The sequence below is a fragment of the Cypionkella sp. genome, from assembly GCF_036782355.1.
Lineage (GTDB): Bacteria > Pseudomonadota > Alphaproteobacteria > Rhodobacterales > Rhodobacteraceae > Cypionkella.
Map to the genome: position 1 here is coordinate 26,526 of NZ_DAIPZF010000020.1, position 16,622 is coordinate 43,147.

Annotated in this window: 19 protein-coding genes; 15 read left to right on the forward strand and 4 right to left on the reverse strand. The window is 59.4% G+C overall.

The window, feature by feature from the left end; all coding sequences use genetic code 11:
- Nucleotides 1-110 precede the first annotated feature (110 nt).
- Both V7Q10_RS09415 and V7Q10_RS09420 read left to right on the forward strand, forming a co-directional pair.
- Nucleotides 111-614 (forward strand): hypothetical protein, encoded by a 504-nt coding sequence (locus tag V7Q10_RS09415; protein ID WP_333868830.1) that lies wholly within the window; start codon nt 111-113, stop codon nt 612-614.
- The gene (locus tag V7Q10_RS09420) at nt 607-981 is read left to right on the forward strand and encodes a cell division protein ZapA (RefSeq protein ID WP_333868831.1); all 375 of its coding nucleotides are present in this window, start codon (nt 607-609) and stop codon (nt 979-981) included. The genes V7Q10_RS09415 and V7Q10_RS09420 overlap by 8 nt, the downstream gene beginning before the upstream one ends.
- Nucleotides 982-1,030: 49 nt before the next feature.
- On the opposite strand, the gene grxD is transcribed toward V7Q10_RS09420, so the two are convergent.
- The 4 genes from grxD to V7Q10_RS09440 form a co-directional block, all read right to left on the reverse strand.
- On the reverse strand, nt 1,031-1,393 hold the full coding sequence (grxD, locus tag V7Q10_RS09425; protein WP_333868832.1) for a Grx4 family monothiol glutaredoxin: 363 nt from the start codon (nt 1,391-1,393) through the stop codon (nt 1,031-1,033).
- A gap of 60 nt (nt 1,394-1,453) precedes the next feature.
- Nucleotides 1,454-1,690 (reverse strand): BolA/IbaG family iron-sulfur metabolism protein, encoded by a 237-nt coding sequence (locus V7Q10_RS09430; RefSeq protein ID WP_333868833.1) that lies wholly within the window; start codon nt 1,688-1,690, stop codon nt 1,454-1,456.
- A 107-nt stretch (nt 1,691-1,797) separates the two neighbouring features.
- The gene (purL, locus tag V7Q10_RS09435) at nt 1,798-3,957 is read right to left on the reverse strand and encodes a phosphoribosylformylglycinamidine synthase subunit PurL (RefSeq protein ID WP_333868834.1); all 2,160 of its coding nucleotides are present in this window, start codon (nt 3,955-3,957) and stop codon (nt 1,798-1,800) included.
- 463 nt (nt 3,958-4,420) lie between these two features.
- Nucleotides 4,421-5,326 carry a LysR family transcriptional regulator gene (locus V7Q10_RS09440; RefSeq protein WP_333868835.1) on the reverse strand — a complete coding sequence of 302 codons (906 nt, stop codon included), beginning with the start codon at nt 5,324-5,326 and terminating at the stop codon, nt 4,421-4,423.
- A 182-nt stretch (nt 5,327-5,508) separates the two neighbouring features.
- On the opposite strand from V7Q10_RS09440, the gene V7Q10_RS09445 reads away from it, so the two are divergent.
- The 13 genes from V7Q10_RS09445 to V7Q10_RS09505 all read left to right on the forward strand — a co-directional run bounded on the left by V7Q10_RS09445 (nt 5,509) and on the right by V7Q10_RS09505 (nt 16,613).
- Complete coding sequence (locus tag V7Q10_RS09445) at nt 5,509-6,387, forward strand: lysophospholipid acyltransferase family protein (protein WP_333868836.1); 879 nt, start codon at nt 5,509-5,511, stop codon at nt 6,385-6,387.
- A 39-nt stretch (nt 6,388-6,426) separates the two neighbouring features.
- Nucleotides 6,427-7,239 (forward strand): glutamate racemase, encoded by an 813-nt coding sequence (gene murI, locus V7Q10_RS09450; RefSeq protein ID WP_333868837.1) that lies wholly within the window; start codon nt 6,427-6,429, stop codon nt 7,237-7,239.
- 143 nt (nt 7,240-7,382) lie between these two features.
- Nucleotides 7,383-8,273, forward strand: a complete 891-nt coding sequence (locus V7Q10_RS09455; protein WP_333868838.1) for a DUF533 domain-containing protein — start codon at nt 7,383-7,385, stop codon at nt 8,271-8,273.
- A 128-nt stretch (nt 8,274-8,401) separates the two neighbouring features.
- On the forward strand, nt 8,402-9,430 hold the full coding sequence (gene argC, locus V7Q10_RS09460) for an N-acetyl-gamma-glutamyl-phosphate reductase (protein ID WP_333868840.1): 1,029 nt from the start codon (nt 8,402-8,404) through the stop codon (nt 9,428-9,430).
- A 9-nt stretch (nt 9,431-9,439) separates the two neighbouring features.
- The gene (ccmE, locus tag V7Q10_RS09465; protein WP_333868841.1) at nt 9,440-9,892 is read left to right on the forward strand and encodes a cytochrome c maturation protein CcmE; all 453 of its coding nucleotides are present in this window, start codon (nt 9,440-9,442) and stop codon (nt 9,890-9,892) included.
- 71 nt (nt 9,893-9,963) lie between these two features.
- On the forward strand, nt 9,964-10,575 hold the full coding sequence (locus tag V7Q10_RS09470; protein ID WP_333868842.1) for a holin-associated N-acetylmuramidase: 612 nt from the start codon (nt 9,964-9,966) through the stop codon (nt 10,573-10,575).
- Nucleotides 10,566-11,057, forward strand: a complete 492-nt coding sequence (locus V7Q10_RS09475) for a holin family protein (protein WP_333868843.1) — start codon at nt 10,566-10,568, stop codon at nt 11,055-11,057. The genes V7Q10_RS09470 and V7Q10_RS09475 overlap by 10 nt, the downstream gene beginning before the upstream one ends.
- A gap of 64 nt (nt 11,058-11,121) precedes the next feature.
- Nucleotides 11,122-12,867, forward strand: coding sequence for an arginine--tRNA ligase (argS, locus tag V7Q10_RS09480; RefSeq protein WP_333868844.1), 1,746 nt, complete (start codon nt 11,122-11,124; stop codon nt 12,865-12,867).
- Nucleotides 12,868-12,936: 69 nt separating this feature from the next.
- Complete coding sequence (locus V7Q10_RS09485) at nt 12,937-13,971, forward strand: SPOR domain-containing protein (RefSeq protein WP_333868845.1); 1,035 nt, start codon at nt 12,937-12,939, stop codon at nt 13,969-13,971.
- The gene (locus V7Q10_RS09490) at nt 13,968-14,978 is read left to right on the forward strand and encodes a glycoside hydrolase family 3 N-terminal domain-containing protein (protein ID WP_333868846.1); all 1,011 of its coding nucleotides are present in this window, start codon (nt 13,968-13,970) and stop codon (nt 14,976-14,978) included. The genes V7Q10_RS09485 and V7Q10_RS09490 overlap by 4 nt, the downstream gene beginning before the upstream one ends.
- Nucleotides 14,971-15,771, forward strand: a complete 801-nt coding sequence (locus tag V7Q10_RS09495) for a segregation and condensation protein A (RefSeq protein WP_333868847.1) — start codon at nt 14,971-14,973, stop codon at nt 15,769-15,771. Before V7Q10_RS09490 ends, V7Q10_RS09495 begins: the two co-directional genes overlap by 8 nt.
- A complete protein-coding gene (gene scpB, locus V7Q10_RS09500; RefSeq protein ID WP_333868848.1) occupies nt 15,768-16,409 on the forward strand; it encodes an SMC-Scp complex subunit ScpB in 642 nt (213 codons plus the stop codon). Before V7Q10_RS09495 ends, scpB begins: the two co-directional genes overlap by 4 nt.
- Nucleotides 16,410-16,613 (forward strand): hypothetical protein, encoded by a 204-nt coding sequence (locus V7Q10_RS09505; protein WP_333868849.1) that lies wholly within the window; start codon nt 16,410-16,412, stop codon nt 16,611-16,613. It abuts the gene before it with no gap.
- The last annotated feature ends 9 nt before the right edge of the window (nt 16,614-16,622 follow it).

Sequence of the window (16,622 nt, forward strand, 5' to 3'; positions counted from 1 at the left end):
GGTTGTTGCCACCACAATCGGTTAAGATTGACCTTGACGCAGCCGTCTGCGATTCGCACCTTGAGCGCGCAGAGCGAAAAGACCAAGAAGACCAAGAAAGGGACTGGCCTATGCAAGACATAGCAGAACTGGAACGGCGGATCACAATCGCGCTGGAACGGATTGATCGTGGCATTGCGGGGCTTGTGGCTCCGCTTGTCGATGAGACACCCTCTGCGATGCTGCCTGAAAGCGATTTTGCCAAGTTGAATGAGGCTTTGGACGAAGAGCGGATGTTGAACGCGCAGCTGAACGAACGGCTGCGTGTGGTCAATGACAAGGCCACTGGCGAGAAAACCGCTTTGCTGGCCGAGATTTCGGATCTGAACGCCCAGCTCTCAGATCAAGCCAGCGAGCTTGGCCGCCTGCGCGAAAGCCTCGGCGATCTGAACGCCGAATTGGACGAATTGCGTGGCTTGGCAGAGGGCAATGTGATCGATCCCGAGCAGATCAACCACGCTTTACAGACCGAACTTGCGCAATTGCAGGCCAGCCGCGCCGCCGAGAGCGCTGAAGTGGCTGCGGTGCTGAAAGCTCTCACCCCCTTGGTCGCGGAGGTCGAAAATCATGGCTGATCTGGAAATTCACATTGGCGGACGCAGCTTTATGGTGTCGTGCCAGCCTGGGGAAGAGCATTTTCTAAATGCCGCTGCCCAGATGCTGGACATCGAGGCCCAGCCCTTGGTGGCGCAGATGGGCCGCTTGCCCGAGGCGCGGATGCTGCTGATGGCGGGCCTGATGCTGGCCGATAAGACCGCCGCTGTCGAGGATGAGAACCGCCAGCTGAAGGCGAAACTGGCCGAGATCGAGGCGCGCCCAGCCCCCGAGCCTAAAAAGATCGAGGTGCCAGTTCTGCCACAGGGCTTGGTCGAGACGCTGGCAGAAATTGCCGCGCGTGCCGAATCTTTGGCAGCAGCTGTCGAGGACCGCAAATCGGCATAAAAAAAGGACGAACCTTACAGGGTTCGTCCTTTGCTACTTTCTGATCCGATCAGCCCTTGTTTGCTTCGCGGATTTTGTCTGCTGCGGTTTTGTCAAAGCCGACACCGCTGGCTTCAAGCAGCGTGTCCAGCTCGCCCGAAAGCGTCATCTCGATGGCAATATCGCAGCCACCAACAAACTCGCCCTTGACGTAAAGCTGCGGAATCGTTGGCCATTCCGAGAAATCCTTGATGCCTTGACGGATTTCGGCATCTGACAACACGTTGACGTCTTTATACTCGACACCCAAATAGTTCAGAATGCCCGCCACCTTGGACGAAAACCCGCATTGCGGCATCAGTTTCTCGCCCTTCATGAACAAGACAACGTCGTTGTTCTGGACCAGTTCGCGGATGGTATCCTGAGCGCTCATGTCGTTTCCTTTCTGATTGGCATCATGCGCAAGCCGCGCAGGCCAAATAAATGTTTTGCGTTATTCCGGGGCTTTGGTGGTCAGCGCCAAGGCATGAAGCGCACCATTTGCGCCATCCATCAGCCCCTTAAGGCTGGCATAGACCGCGCGCTGTTGCTGCACGCGGTTCTGGCCGCGAAAGCTGTCGTCGATCACTTCGGCGGCAAAATGCTGGCCATCGTCGCCTTGCACGGTGATTTTGGCATTTGGAAAGCTGCTGCGGATTAGTGTTTCGATCGCGGTGGCATCAATCGCCATGGTCAGGCTCCTTCTACTTGTGCAGAATGTAGGACGCGGGCAGGGGCGCTGCAAGGGTGTTCAAAGCGATCTCGCTGCTGGCCCGCAGAACGGGCCAGCGGTTTGCTCTAGGCCACAGCCGCCGCAAAGGCGCCACGGTAAAGGGCTGACAGCTCCGCCAAGTCGGCACTGTCGCCGCCCAGATCCACGACATCGCCGCCAAAGTGGCCGACGCGCAGCACAGGCACATCGGTCAGCAAGGCTGCGGCCTCGAGGGCTGCGGCACCTTCGGGCGAGCAGGCCACGAGGTAGCGCGCCTGATCTTCGCCAAAGAGTGTGGCAAGATCGCCTGCGTCAAGCTGTAGGCCAAGGCCAGCGGCTTCGGCCATCTCAAAGCCTGCCAGCGCAAGGCCGCCATCGGCAAGGTCTGTACAGGCGTGCAAGTGCTTGCGGTGGGCCTGCATGAACTCGCCGTTACGCTTTTCTGCCGCCAGATCGACGGCAGGCGCGTCGCCGGCCTCGATGCCAAAGGCTTCGGCCAAAAGCGCCGACTGGCCCAGATGTCCAAAGCTTTCGCCGATCACCAAAGCGATGTCGCCCGCCTGCGGGTGGCCGGAAATCAGCTGATCAAGGCTGGCCAAAATCCCCACCGCGCCGATGGTTGGGGTCGGCAGAATGCCGGTTCCATCGGTTTCATTGTAAAGCGAGACATTGCCCGAGACGATCGGCATATCCAGCGCCGAAACCGCTGCCGAAATGCCTTTGATCGCCCCCACAAACTGGCCCATGATCTCGGGCTTTTCTGGGTTGCCAAAGTTCATATTGTCCGTCGTTGCCAAAGGCTTGGCCCCAACCGCCATCAGGTTGCGGTAAGCCTCTGCCACCGCCTGTTTGCCGCCTTCAAAGGGGTTGGCCTTGACGTAGCGCGGGGTGACATCCGAGGTGAAGGCAAGCGCCTTGCCGGTGCCATGCACCCGCACCACACCCGCACCCATACCAGGCGCTATGACGGTATCAGCGCCAACCATGCTGTCATATTGCTCGTAAACCCAAGCCTTTTGCGCGTAGTTCGGGCTGCCGATCAGCGCGCGCAGACCTGCAATCGCACCCAAGGCGGGAACCTCGCCCAGGGCCGCGGGGGCCGGGGTTTCGATCCAAGGCCGATCATATTCGGGGGCCGAGGAGGACAGCTTGGACAAAGGCAAATCGGCCTTCACATCATTGCCGTGCAAGATCAGGAAGCGGTCTTCGGGAATGGTCTCGCCAACGATGGCGAAATCCAGATCCCATTTCACGAAGATCGCGCGCGCCACGTCTTCCAGCTCGGGCTTTAGCACCATCAGCATGCGCTCTTGGCTTTCTGACAGCATCATCTCATAGGCGGTCATATTGGTTTCGCGCTGCGGCACATGGTCAAGCTGCAAACGAATGCCCAAACCGCCCTTGTCGCCCATCTCGACCGCCGAACAGGTCAGGCCAGCCGCCCCCATATCCTGAATCGAGATCACAGCGCCGCTTGCCATCAGCTCGAGGCTGGCTTCCAGCAGGCGCTTTTCGGTAAAGGGGTCGCCGACCTGCACGGTGGGGCGTTTTTCCTCGATGGTGTCATCGAATTCGGCGCTGGCCATGGTGGCACCGCCGACGCCATCGCGGCCGGTCTTGGCGCCCAGATAAACCACCGGCATGCCGACGCCCGAGGCGACCGAGTAAAAGATCTTATCCGCATCCGCCAAGCCTGCGGCAAAAGCGTTGACCAGACAGTTGCCGTTATAGCTTTTGTGAAAGCGCACTTCGCCGCCCACGGTTGGCACGCCAAAGGCATTGCCGTATGACCCGACGCCCTCGACCACGCCCTTAACCAGATAAGCGGTCTTTGGGTGGCTTGGCACGCCAAAGGACAGCGAGTTCATCGCCGCAATCGGCCGCGCGCCCATGGTGAAGACATCGCGCAAAATGCCGCCGACGCCGGTGGCAGCACCCTGATGCGGCTCGATATAACTGGGGTGGTTGTGGCTCTCCATTTTGAAGATCACCGCTTGGCCGTCGCCAATATCAACCACGCCTGCATTCTCACCCGGACCGCAGATCACTTGCGGGCCAGTGGTGGGCAGGGTGCGCAGCCATTTCTTGGACGACTTATACGAGCAATGCTCGTTCCACATCGCCGAGAAGATCCCCAGCTCGGTAAAGCTTGGCTCACGGCCGATAATCTCGAGCAGACGGGCGTATTCGTCGGGCTTCATGCCATGGGCGGCAATCAGGTCTGGCGTGATGGCGGGCTCGGTCATGCGGAAATTCCCTAGATGAGGAGGCTGCGGGCGTCATAGGACAAGCGCCTGCTTTGCGAAAGAGGTGCAAGGTGGCCAAGGCGAGGTTTTTTGCCCTAGCCACGCAGAAATCGACCGTCAGGGCGGGACGAGCAGGGCAGGGCTGCACATTTTTCGGCCAAGCCAGCCGCACGAATCAGCGCAAAGCCGCTGGCGTGTACGATAGGCTTCTGCCCATTTTTTCAGACAAAGCGCCCAAAAGCGGCGTCATTCTAAGCAGTTGGAAATTTATGGCCGAAAACCAAAAAAAAGGCCGAGCTTTCGCTCGGCCGAGTCCAACAGGGAGGTATGAAGCAGTAAGAGCGAACTCGACCACTGCTTCAAAGCGGTCTGTATACCTGTGTCTGCGCACGCTCAATAAAAACATGCCGCAGATGCAGCATTGCCGCTATGCGCTAGGCGCATAGCTGGCAAGTGCTTGGCCCTATGCCAGATTTTGCGCCTGATGCTCTTTGCGAAAAGCAAGGATCTCTTCAGTGATGAAATCACGAAATGCCGAGACCCGCTTGGAATGGCGCAGCTCTTCAGGATAGGCCAGAAAAACCGGCACCTCGCCTGATTCCGTCTCGGGCAGCACGCGCACCAGATGCGGGAAATCCACTGTGATGTAATCGGGCAAAACCCCGATGCCAAGATGGTTCAGCACTGCCTGCAACACGCCAAAGTAGTTGTTTACCGTCAACTTCGAGGGGATATCATGGCTCATGAGGTCTTGCACAAGATTTGCCCCCGCCGCGACCTGTGCTGTGCCCGCGTGCTGACAGATCAGCCGGTGCTGCGAGAAATCGGCCATAGATTGTGGCATGCCGGTTTCGGCCAGATATTCCTGCGTCGCATAAAGCCGCATCTTGATGTTCATCAGGCGTTTGCGGATCAGATCGGCCTGCGAGGGTTCCTTCATGCGGATCGCCACATCGGCTTCACGCATCGGCAGATCCAGCACGCGTTCTTCCAGCATCAGATCAATCTTCAGGCTGGGGTATTTTTTGTAAAGCTTGGGCAGGCGCGGGGCCAGCCACATGGTGCCAAAGCCGGTGGTGGTGGTCACCCGCAGCTCGCCAAAAACTTCATCCTCCGAATCGCGAATACGCGCGGCGGTTGCATCTAGCCGTTTCACCATCTGCTGGGTGGCGTCAAACAGCAACTCGCCCTGTTCGGTCAGGATCAACCCGCGCGCGTGGCGGTGAAACAGCGTGACAGAAAGGCTTTCTTCCAAGGCGCGGATTTGCCGACTGACCGCAGATTGCGACAGATGAAGGACTTCACCCGCATGTGTCAGGCTGCCTTTGTCGGCAACCGCGTGAAAGATGCGAAGCTTATCCCAGTCCATTGTCACTCCTTGGAAATCTGCTCTAATCTAGCACAGCCTTTGTCTCCTAAAGAAAAAAATCCTGCTGTAAACCATCAGATTTCTTCTCAAAGGTCGGTGTGCTGGATTTTTCGTCATGATTTTGTCATCGCATTTGCACAAAATGTCAGCCGAACGGCAGGTCGAAACATGGAGCCTTGCAAATGCAGCCCGCAAATATCACCCAAGACATCAGCTATGCCGGTTCGGCGCAGTCGCGTCCGGGCAAAATGCTGATCCGTTTGCTGGAAAATGCCAGCGGTCGGCGCAGCCTGATCCGGCGTGCTGCCGGCTACGAGGCGGATGTCGCCTCGGGGCGCTCGTTTTGGCAAGTGATGCCCGAGCGCTACGGGCTCTCGCTGGATATCATCGGCGGCGCTTTAGAAAATATTCCGGCAACGGGCCCTTTGGTGCTGATCTCGAACCACCCCTACGGCATTTTGGATGGCTTGATGCTGGGCCATATGCTGGACGCGCGGCGGGGAGATTTTCGGATTTTGGCGAATTCGGTGTTTCGCCGCGCCGAGGATCTGAACCGCGTCTTGCTGCCGATTTCCTTTGATGAAACCAAAGAGGCGGTAAAAACCAATCTGGAAACCCGGCAATTTGCGCTGAATTATCTGGGGCAGGGTGGCGCGATTGGGGTGTTTCCGGGCGGCACGGTTTCAACCTCGGCCAAGCCGTTTTCGCGCCCCTTGGATCCGTCTTGGCGCAATTTTACTGCCAAGATGATCGCCAAAAGCAACGCAACCGTGGTGCCGGTCTATTTTGAAGGCCATAATTCGCGGCTGTTCCAACTGGCTTCGCGGATCAATTACCATTTGCGGCTGGCGATGTTGTTAAAAGAATTCAAAGCCCGCGTCGATGAACCGGTACGGGTGGTGATCGGCGCGCCTATTGCGGCCGAAGAGATTGCCGCGCGCAAATCTGACCCCACTGCCTTGATGGATCATCTGCGCCGCCAAACCTATGCCCTTTCCCCGCGCCCACTAAAGTCCTATGATCTTGGCTACGAGTTCGAGGCAAAATATAAGACGCGCTGATCAGAGCCAAGCTCTGCTGCGCGAAATTATGGGGGCAGCATGGCGGTCGGGGTTTTTGACAGTGGAATCGGCGGGCTGACGGTGCTGGATGCGCTGACCAAACGGCTGCCAGAGGTGCCCTTTGTCTATCTGGGCGACAATGCCAACGCGCCTTATGGCGTGCGCACCGCCGATGATATCTTCAAGCTGACCTGTGCCGCCGTTGAACGGCTGTGGGAAGAGGGCTGCGATCTGGTGATCATCGCCTGCAACACCGCCTCGGCCGCCGCGCTGAAGCGGATGCAGGAAACCTGGTTGCCAGCCAACAAGCGCGTTTTGGGGGTGTTTGTGCCGCTGATCGAGGCGTTGACCGAACGGCAATGGGGCGACAACTCGCCCCCGCGCGAGGTTGATGTCAAGCATGTGGCGCTGTTTGCCACCCCCGCCACTGTGGCCAGCCGCGCGTTTCAACGCGAATTGGCCTTTCGCGCCATCGGCGTTGATGTCGAGGCGCAGCCCTGCGGCGGTGTTGTCGATGCCATCGAGCAGGGCGACGAGATTCTGGCCGAAGCGCTGGTGCGCAGCCATGTCGAGGCGCTGAAACGCCGGATGCCGCAGCCACAAGCCGCGATTTTGGGCTGCACGCATTATCCTTTGGTGGAAGCCACCTTTGCCGCAGCGCTGGGGCCCGATGTGAAAGTTTTCAGCCAAGCCAATCTGGTGGCCGAGGCCTTGGCCGATTATCTGGCCCGCCGCCCCGAGATGCTGGGGTCTGGGCAGGTCTCGAAATTCTTGACCAGCGGCGATCCGCAATCGGTGTCCAGCAAAGCCACGCAGTTTTTGCGCCATGGCGTAAGCTTTCAATCGGCCTGAGATCGGTTTGAGCTTATCCGCCGCCGCATCGGCAATCACGTGCTGATGTGGTGGCGTGCTGCAAATTCCCCGTAAAACTTTTGCATACTGAGTATATCCTTTTGAGAGGCCTGAGAATCAGGTGTCATCAATCGGAGTTTGCCATGTCGCTTGTCGGAACCCTTGCTAAAGTTGCCCTTGGTGTTGCTGTTGCCAAAGGTGTGTCGTCTTTGACCCATTCAAACACAGGCGCGTCGCAGGGCTCTGGCTCTGGCGGATTGGCCGATATGCTGGGCGGGTTGATGGGCGGCGGCGGGCAAAGCGCCAATTCGGGTTTGGGCGGGCTGTTTGATCAGCTGTCTGCGGGGGCAACTGGCCAAAGCGGTGGTGTCGGTGGGCTTTTGGCTGGAATGACGGGGGCTACTTCAGGAGCGTCGGGGCAGGGCGGTTTGGCTGATATGCTTGGTGGCTTGATCGGCGGGCAATCGGCGCAGGCCCCAGCACAAAGCGGCGGTCTGGCCGATATGTTGGGCGGATTGCTGGGCGCTGGCGGTGCGGCTGCGGGCGGTTTGGGCGGGCTTTTGGGCGCGCTTGGCGGGGCACAGGCTGATGCGCCTGCACAAAACAGCCAAAGCTTTGGTCAATTGCTCTCGGCGTCTTTGGCCAATCAAGGCGAACCCGATGTCGCACCGACAGCGCATCAGAACGCCGCCGCGGGCTTGATGTTGTCTGCGATGATCCAAGCCGCGAAATCCGACGGCGCCATCCAAGAAGACGAGCGGCAAAAGCTGATGGCAAACCTTGGCGATGCCACCCCCGAGGAATTGGCTTTCGTCAAAACCTGCCTTGATGCGCCGGTCTCTATCCCCAATCTGGTGGCACATGTGCCTGCCGGGATGCAGGCGCAGGTCTATACCATGTCCTTGATGGCGATCAATTTGGACAGCCAAGCCGAGGCGCAATATCTGAATGATCTTGCCGCAGCGCTTGGGCTCACCCGGGCCGCGGTTGATCAGATCCACAGCCATTTGGGCGTGGCTTCGCTTTATGCCTAAAGCCTAGGCTGCGGCGGTTGCTGGCGGCTATGCTGCCAGCACCCACCCGCCAACGGTCTGTGGTTTTAACACTTGCATCCCATGCCCCAAAGCGCCACATCTGCGACCAAATCGGCTCGGAGGATCACATGACCCATCGCATCGCAATTCTTGGCGCATCTGGCTATACTGGGGCAGAGCTGGTGCGTCTGATCGCCAGCCACCCCAGCATGCAGATCGCAGCGCTTTCGGCGGATCGCAAAGCCGGCATGGCGATGGCCGAGGTATTTCCGTTTCTGCGCCACCTTGATTTGCCACGGCTGCAAAAGATCGAAGAGATTGATTTCTCGCAGATTGATCTGTGCTTTTGCGCGCTGCCGCATGCCACGACGCAGATTGTCGTCTCGTCCTTGCCGCGCGATCTGAAGATCGTTGATCTTTCGGCAGATTTCCGGCTGCGCTCGGCTGCCGATTATGAAACATGGTATGGCCAGCCGCATACGGCGATGGATTTGCAGGCCGAAGCCGTCTACGGGCTGACCGAATTTTACCGCGCCGAGATTGCCGCAGCGCGTCTGGTGGCGGGCACAGGCTGCAACGCCGCCGCTGGCCAATATGCGCTGCGCCCGCTGATCTCGGCTGGCGTGATTGATCTTGATAGCATTTTGATTGATCTTAAGGCGGGCGTGTCCGGCGCGGGGCGGTCTTTGAAAGAAAACCTGCTGCATGCCGAATTGTCGGGCGGCACGCACAGCTATTCGGCAGGCGGCAAGCATCGGCATTTGGGCGAATTTGACCAAGAGTTCAGCAAGCTTGCCGGCCGTCCGGTGCAGATTCAATTCACCCCGCATCTGCTGCCAATGAACCGCGGCATCCTTGCCACCACCTATGTTCAGGGCGATCCACGCGCCATTCACGAAGTTTTGAGCAAGGCCTATGCCGCCGAAGCCTTCTTGCAGGTGCTACCCTTTGGCGCACTCCCCTCGACACGCGACATCGCAGGGTCCAACTATTGTCATATCGGGGTGATTGGCGACCGCATCGCCGGACGCGCCGTGGTGGTCTCTGTTCTGGACAATCTGACGAAGGGGTCGTCGGGCCAAGCCATGCAGAACGCCAATTTGATGTTGGGGGTCGAGGAAACCGCAGGGCTGAACTTGGCCCCGATGTTCCCATAAGAGGCAGCGATGGCAGGACTTAAAGGGCTAAAAAAGAAACGCCGCATTCAGCTGATTGCTTTTGCTTTCGTGCTGCTTGCGGGGTCTGCGGGTTTGATCGGCTATGCCTTTCAAGACGGCATCAACTTTTTCCGCTCGCCCAGTCAGGTCGTCAGCGACCCACCGCGCGCGGGCGAGGTGTTTCGTATTGGCGGTCTGGTCGAGACCGGATCTCTGGTGCGCGGGCAGGGCGAGACTGTGACCTTTAAGGTCACCGACACCAACGAAGCCGTGCCAGTCAGCTATACCGGCGTTTTGCCGGATCTGTTCGAAGAGGGTGCTGGCATGGTTGGCACCGGGTCGATGCAGGACGGCCGCTTTGTGGCTTCCGAGATTTTGGCAAAGCATGACGAAAGCTATATGCCGAAAGAAGTCGTTGATGCGCTGAAAGCCCAAGGCATTTACGTCGAGCCTGCCAAGTAGCGCGCGCAGGGCTTTCGCGGCGTTAAGGCAAATGCAGGCATGCTTGCCTCTCCAAACGGTGGGGGGGCAAGATGCCATCAGTTCAGACTTTGGCCGAGCAGATTGTCGCGCGCGAGGGCGGCTTTGTGAATGATCCTGCCGATCCGGGCGGGGCCACCAACCACGGGGTGACGCTGAACACGCTGCGGCGGCTGGGGGTTGATGTCACCGGCGACAGCCGCATCACGCTGGCCGATGTGCAGGCGCTGACGCAGGCCCAAGCGGTTGAGATCTATATCGAACATTATTTCAATCGCACCGGCATCGCGCAATTGCCCGAGGTCTTGCAGGCCTCGGTCTTTGATATGTATGTCAATTCGGGCGCCAATGCGGTGAAGATCTTGCAGCGCTTGCTGACCTCGATGGGCTATGCCTGTGACCCTGACGGGCAGATCGGCGCGCAAACCCTTGCGGCGGCCAAGCTGGCCTATCAAGCCGCCCCCCATCATTTGGCGGATGCTTATGGTATTGCGCGGCGCAATTATTACTACGCCTTGGCCGACGCCCGCCCCGCCAGCCGCAAATTCGCCACCCGTCGCGATGGCGGCAAGGGCGGTTGGATCGCGCGCGCCGAGGAATTTATAGCACCGCAATATCATCTGACTTTGGCGCAGCATCAGGCACGGGTGGCAGCATGGGGTTGATCGGAAAACTGGTGGGTGGCCCGCAGGCGGTGGCGGCTTTGGGCGATGCCGCCAAGGGGCTGGCCGAGGTTTTCACCCCTTCGGCCACCAAACGTATGGAGCTGTCGGCGCAGGTGCAATCCGAGGCCCTGCGTGAATTTGCCGAAGAATTTGGCATCGCCCCAACCGGCCTGTTTGACCGCGCCATCAACGGGCTGAACCGGCTGCCACGGCCCTTGCTGGCCTTTGGCACCATTGGGCTTTTTGTCTATGCGATGGTTGATCCGCAGCAATTTGCGCTGCGGATGGTGGGCTTGAATGCTGTGCCCGAACCCTTGTGGTGGCTTTTGGGCGCGGTGGTGGCGTTTTATTTTGGCGCGCGCGAGTCCTATTACTTTCGCACCCGTGGCCTGTCGCTGCCCGCAACCGCCGCCGCCGCACCGGCTGCGCTGTCCGAGGATGCAAACCCCGCGCTTGACGATTGGCGCGCCAAGGCAGGCTAGCCGCGCCTTGACCTGTCTGCTTGGCTCTGGCATTCCCAAGCGCAACGAGACAGGAAATGATCAAATGAACCTCTTTGCCGAAATCCGCACGCTGGTGATCGAGACTTTGAACGCGATGGCTGCCGATGGGCTCTTGCCTACGGGTCTGGATGTGAGCCAAGTCGCCGTCGAGCCGCCACGCGATGCGGCTCATGGCGATATGGCCACCAATGCTGCGATGGTCTTGGCCAAGCCCGCCGCGATGCAGCCCCGCGCGATTGCCGAAGCCCTTGCCGCACGGCTGATCGCCGATCCGCGCGTGGCCTCGGCCGATGTCGCAGGCCCCGGATTCTTGAATTTGCGTTTGGCGACAAGCCTTTGGCAAGACTTGATCAAAATGGCGCTGACCCAAGGCGCAGACTTCGGTCGTGCCAATGTTGGGGCAGGGCGCAAGGTCAATGTCGAATTCGTCTCGGCCAACCCCACGGGGCCGATGCATGTCGGCCATGTCCGCGGCGCTGTGGTCGGTGACGCTTTGGCGCGGCTTTTGGCGTTTTCGGGCTGGGATGTGACGCGGGAATATTACATCAACGACGGCGGCGCGCAGGTCGATGTGCTGGCCCGTTCGGCCTATGAGCGTTACCGCGAGGCCAATGGGCTGGAGCCTGAAATCCGCGAGGGGCTATATCCCGGCGATTATCTGATTCCAGTCGGCGAGGCGCTGAAGGCGAAATACGGCGACACGCTGCTGGATAAGGGCGAGCAAGTCTGGCTTGCCGATATCCGCGAATTTGCCACCGAGATGATGATGCAGATGATCCGCGATGATCTGGCGCAGCTGAACGTCAAAATGGATGTCTATTCCAGCGAAAAGGCGCTTTACGGCACCGGCCAGATCGAGGCCGCGATCCAGGCCTTGCGCGATATGGATCTGATCTATGAAGGCACGCTAGAGCCGCCAAAGGGCAAAACCCTGGAAGATTGGGAGCCGCGCGAGCAGATGCTGTTCCGCTCGACCGCGCATGGCGATGATGTGGATCGCCCGGTGCAGAAATCGGACGGATCCTGGACCTATTTCGCCCCCGACATCGCCTATCATTACAATAAGGTGCAGCGCGGCTTTGACGAGCTGATCGACATTTTTGGCGCCGATCATGGCGGCTATGTCAAGCGGATGAAGGCGGCGGTCTCGGCGCTGTCGAATGGCAAAGTGCCTTTGGATATCAAGCTTGTGCAACTTGTAAAGCTGTACAAGAACGGCGAGCCCTTCAAGATGTCGAAACGGGCAGGCACCTTTGTGACCCTGCGCGATGTGGTGGAACAGGCGGGGGCGGATGTCACCCGCTTTATGATGCTGACGCGCAAAAACGACGTCACCTTGGATTTCGATTTCGCCAAAGTGCTGGATCAGTCGAAAGACAATCCGGTGTTCTATGTGCAATACGCAAATGCGCGGATCAACTCGGTGCTGCGCAAATCGCGCGATGCTGGCATTGATTGCAGCGATGCCGCGCTTGCCGCCGCTGATCTGGCCCAGCTGACCCATCCCGCCGAGATCGAGATGGCAAAAAAGATCGCTGAATGGCCGCGTCTGGTCGAGATCGCCTCGAAAGCCAACGAGCCGCACCGCGTCGCGTTTTATCTTTATGAACTGGCCTCCGAATTCCATGGGTTGTGGAATAAGGGCAATGACGACACCAGCCTGCGCTTTATCCAAGAGGGCAATGCGGCAACATCTGCGGCAAAAGTTGCGCTTGTACGCGCCACGGGCGTTGCGATTTCGGCAGGTCTTGCTATTCTTGGCGTTACGCCGGTTGAGGAGATGCGCTGAATGCGCGCTTCGCTGGGCTGGCGGCAGTGACAAGCGAGAGCGGCATGTATCTCTCTCGCAGGCGAGGCGATGATGGCGGATATAGATTTCGATGACTTCGATCAGGACTATCCTGTGACGCGCAGCGCTGCTCCAAGCCGCTGGGTGAATGTAATTGGTGCCACCTGCTCGGTGGCGCTGGTTTTGGGCTTGGTGGTCTGGGGCTACAAGCTGGCGGTGCGCGATGTGAATGGCGTGCCGGTTGTGCGGGCGCTGGAAGGCCCCTTGCGGATTTCGCCAGAAAATCCGGGTGGTGATTTCGCCGTGCATCAGGGGCTTTCGGTGAATGCCGTGGCCGCCGTTGGTACCGCGGCGCCTTTGCCCGAAACTGTGAAGCTTGCACCCGAGGTGACCGCGCTAACTGCCGAAGATGCCGCCGGCCTGGCGGTTCTGGAACCAGCGCCACTGCTGGTTTCGCCACCTGCGCAAAGCGATGTTTTGGCGATTGCGCCGCAAGCCATTGGCGCGGCTTTGCGCCCCGTCGAGATTGCAGCCCCCGCCCCCCTAAACCTTGATCCCGCAGCCCTGCCGCTGGCCGCTCCCGAGACCGCAGCCCTTATGCCCGAGGCCGAAAGCGATCTGACTGCCGAAGCAGCGCTGCCCGAAACCCAAGCCGATGCCGTGGCCGCAGCCCTTGCCGCAGCCTTGGCAGATGGGGATGTGCTTGCCGCAGACAGCAGTGAAGCGGTGGCGGTGGCAAAATCTCTGCGTCCCTTGGCACGCCCCGCGCGGGCAGGCGAGGCCGTTGTGCCTGCCGCCATGCGCGCTGTTGCGCCTGCACCCGTTGCCGAAATTGCCGCAAGCGCCATCCCGGTTGGCACATGGCTGGTACAGCTTGGCGCGTTTGACAGTGAGGATATCACGCGTGCCGAATGGCTGCGGTTGCAATCCCGCTTTCCCGAGCTGGTCGGCTCGAAGGCGCTTGTGGTGCAATCGGCGCAAAGCGGCGGGCGCACCTTCTTCAGGCTGCGCGCGCATGGGTTTGCAGATGAAGACGAGACCCGCCGTTTTTGCGCAGCCCTTTTGGCCGAAAACGCTTCTTGTATCGCAGTGACGCAACGATGATCGGCTCGGGCGCTGCCATTTTTGGCTGCGAAGGTCCAAGCCTGACCGCCTCTGAGCGGGATTTCTTTCGCGATTACGACCCTTTTGGCTTTATCATCTTTGCGCGCAATGTTGATACTCCCGTACAACTTCGCAAGCTGACCTCGGATCTGCGCGACGCCGTGGGGCGGCAGGCACCGATTTTGATCGACCAAGAGGGCGGGCGTGTACAGCGTTTGCGCGCTCCGCATTGGCGCGAATGGACGCCGCCACTTGAGGCGATTGCTGCTGCGGGCGATGACGCCGCCGACATGATGGCGCTGCGCAGCAGTCTTATTGCCGCCGAATTGCTGGATCTTGGCATTGACGCCAATTGCGCGCCCTTGGCCGATATCGCAAGTTCGCAGACTCATCCGTTTTTGCGCAACCGTTGCTATGGCGACAGCGTCGAAGGCGTTACTGCCATCGCGCGGGCAGTGGCGCAGGCCTATCTTTCGATGGGTGTTTTGCCGGTGGCCAAGCATCTACCCGGGCATGGCCGTTCTGTCAGCGACACCCATCTGGAACTTCCCACCGTGTCAGAGGATCGCAACACCCTGATCCAGAACGACTTTGCGCCGTTCAAGGCGCTGGCCGATTTGCCGATGGCGATGACAGCCCATATCATCTTTGCCGCTTATGATGCCGTCAACCCTGCGACGCAGTCGGCGGAAATGCTTCGGGTGATCCGCGAGGTGATCGGCTTTGGCGGGTTGTTGATGACGGATGATTTGAACATGCAGGCGCTGCAAGGCGATCTGGCCAGCCGCACCGCGCGCTCGATTGCGGCGGGCTGTGATATAGCGCTGCATTGCAAGGGTGATCTGGCGCAGATGCAGCAGGTCGCCGCCGCTGCAGGGGCGATGACCCCAGCCGCTCAAAGCCGCGCTCATGCTGCTTTGGCTCAGCGGCGCGCGCCCAAAACCGTTGACATTGCCGGTCTGGAAGCCATGCTTTCTGAAATCGAACATAAGGGCAGCCATGGCTGATGCGTCTTCAGAAGATTGGGCGGTGATCGAGCCCTATTCTGCTGCCGAAACGCCGGTGGGTGAGGCCTTTATCATTGATGTCGATGGCTATGAAGGTCCGCTTGATCTGCTTTTGTCGCTGTCGCGCACGCAAAAGGTTGATCTGCGCAAGATCTCGGTGCTGCAATTGGCCGAACAATATCTGAAATTTGTCGAACGCGCCTCGGCGCTGCGGATTGAACTTGCGGCAGATTATCTGGTGATGGCGGCCTGGCTGGCGTTTTTGAAATCGCGCCTGCTGCTGCCGCCTGAACCTGGTGAGGAGGGCCCCTCGGCCGAGGATTTGGCGGCGCATTTGGCGTTTCAGCTGGAACGGCTTGCAGCGATGCGCGACGTTGCCGCCCGGCTGATGGCGCGCGATCAACTGGGCCGCGATTTCTTTGCCCGCGGCCTGCCCGAGGATGTGACGCGGCGCAGCAAGATTACCTATACCGCCAGCCTGCTGGATTTGATGCGCGCCTATGCCCGCACCCGGACCAAAGACGAATTCCGCCCCTATGCCTTTGACCGCAAAGACGTCTACACGATGGAAGACGCGCTGGAACGCATGCGCGGCCTGCTTGGCTATGCTGGCGAATGGGCTGATCTGGGCAGTTTCATGCCAGATGGCTGGGAGGCAAGCGGCCCGCGCCGAAGATCGGCCACGGCTGCGCATTTCGCTGCCGTGCTGGAAATGGCCAAGCGTGGCCAAGTTCAAATCAAGCAAAGCGAGACCTTCGCGCCGCTAATGATCCGCCGAAGCGAGGCCCGATGAGCGACGATTTCGCCGAAGACAGCCTGTTTGACGCGCCTCCGATGGGCGAACAGGAACGCATGGTCGAAGCAATGCTTTTCGCCTCGACCGAAGCGCTTACGCTGCGCGAGATGCAGGCGCGAATGCCGCATGGCTGCGATCCGGCCGAGGCTTTGGTTATTTTACGTAAACGCTATGAGGGGCGCGGCGTGCAGCTGGTGAAGGTGGGCGACAGCTATGGCTTTCGCACCGCCCCCGATCTGGGCCATTTGATGCAAAAAGAGGTGGTGGAACAGCGCAAGCTGTCGCGCGCGGCCATCGAGACCTTGGCGATTGTTGCCTATCATCAGCCGGTAACCCGTGCTGAAATCGAGGAAATTCGTGGTGTTGCGGTCAGCCGTGGCACGGTGGATCAACTGCTCGAGCTGGATTGGATCCGGCTTGGGCGGCGGCGGATGACACCGGGGCGACCGGTGACTTTTGTGGTGACAGAGCATTTCTTAGCGCATTTCGGTCTGGAATCGGCGCGCGATTTGCCTGGTTTGAAAGAGTTGCGCGCGGCCGGATTACTGGACAATCGCCCCTTGCCGGGAATTTTGGCGGGCGGGGCCGATGAAGACGAGGCTGCGGAAGGTCAAAGTGAATTGTTTGAGGATTAAATGGATAAGTTTTTACAGATGGTGGTTAACACCGTGATGCGGCGTGTGGTGAATTTGGTTGTGGATAAAGGAATCAAACACTTTTCCAGCAAGGCAAAGCCCGCAAGCGATCTGACTTCGGCCGATCAGGCACAGGCAATTTCTGGGAAAGATCTGGCACAGCGCGCCCGCGATATTGCCAAGCTGACCCGCAAAATAAGATAGGGGCCCGCA

What these genes read in the sequence shown, in the direction of transcription:
- V7Q10_RS09415 (WP_333868830.1), top strand. Translation starts at nt 111, where the DNA reads ATGCAAGACATAGCAGAACTGGAACGGCGGATCACAATCGCGCTGGAA.
- V7Q10_RS09420 (WP_333868831.1), top strand. Translation starts at nt 607, where the DNA reads ATGGCTGATCTGGAAATTCACATTGGCGGACGCAGCTTTATGGTGTCG.
- grxD (WP_333868832.1), bottom strand. Translation starts at nt 1,393, where the DNA reads ATGAGCGCTCAGGATACCATCCGCGAACTGGTCCAGAACAACGACGTT.
- V7Q10_RS09430 (WP_333868833.1), bottom strand. Translation starts at nt 1,690, where the DNA reads ATGGCGATTGATGCCACCGCGATCGAAACACTAATCCGCAGCAGCTTT.
- purL (WP_333868834.1), bottom strand. Translation starts at nt 3,957, where the DNA reads ATGACCGAGCCCGCCATCACGCCAGACCTGATTGCCGCCCATGGCATG.
- V7Q10_RS09440 (WP_333868835.1), bottom strand. Translation starts at nt 5,326, where the DNA reads ATGGACTGGGATAAGCTTCGCATCTTTCACGCGGTTGCCGACAAAGGC.
- V7Q10_RS09445 (WP_333868836.1), top strand. Translation starts at nt 5,509, where the DNA reads ATGCAGCCCGCAAATATCACCCAAGACATCAGCTATGCCGGTTCGGCG.
- murI (WP_333868837.1), top strand. Translation starts at nt 6,427, where the DNA reads ATGGCGGTCGGGGTTTTTGACAGTGGAATCGGCGGGCTGACGGTGCTG.
- V7Q10_RS09455 (WP_333868838.1), top strand. Translation starts at nt 7,383, where the DNA reads ATGTCGCTTGTCGGAACCCTTGCTAAAGTTGCCCTTGGTGTTGCTGTT.
- argC (WP_333868840.1), top strand. Translation starts at nt 8,402, where the DNA reads ATGACCCATCGCATCGCAATTCTTGGCGCATCTGGCTATACTGGGGCA.
- ccmE (WP_333868841.1), top strand. Translation starts at nt 9,440, where the DNA reads ATGGCAGGACTTAAAGGGCTAAAAAAGAAACGCCGCATTCAGCTGATT.
- V7Q10_RS09470 (WP_333868842.1), top strand. Translation starts at nt 9,964, where the DNA reads ATGCCATCAGTTCAGACTTTGGCCGAGCAGATTGTCGCGCGCGAGGGC.
- V7Q10_RS09475 (WP_333868843.1), top strand. Translation starts at nt 10,566, where the DNA reads ATGGGGTTGATCGGAAAACTGGTGGGTGGCCCGCAGGCGGTGGCGGCT.
- argS (WP_333868844.1), top strand. Translation starts at nt 11,122, where the DNA reads ATGAACCTCTTTGCCGAAATCCGCACGCTGGTGATCGAGACTTTGAAC.
- V7Q10_RS09485 (WP_333868845.1), top strand. Translation starts at nt 12,937, where the DNA reads ATGATGGCGGATATAGATTTCGATGACTTCGATCAGGACTATCCTGTG.
- V7Q10_RS09490 (WP_333868846.1), top strand. Translation starts at nt 13,968, where the DNA reads ATGATCGGCTCGGGCGCTGCCATTTTTGGCTGCGAAGGTCCAAGCCTG.
- V7Q10_RS09495 (WP_333868847.1), top strand. Translation starts at nt 14,971, where the DNA reads ATGGCTGATGCGTCTTCAGAAGATTGGGCGGTGATCGAGCCCTATTCT.
- scpB (WP_333868848.1), top strand. Translation starts at nt 15,768, where the DNA reads ATGAGCGACGATTTCGCCGAAGACAGCCTGTTTGACGCGCCTCCGATG.
- V7Q10_RS09505 (WP_333868849.1), top strand. Translation starts at nt 16,410, where the DNA reads ATGGATAAGTTTTTACAGATGGTGGTTAACACCGTGATGCGGCGTGTG.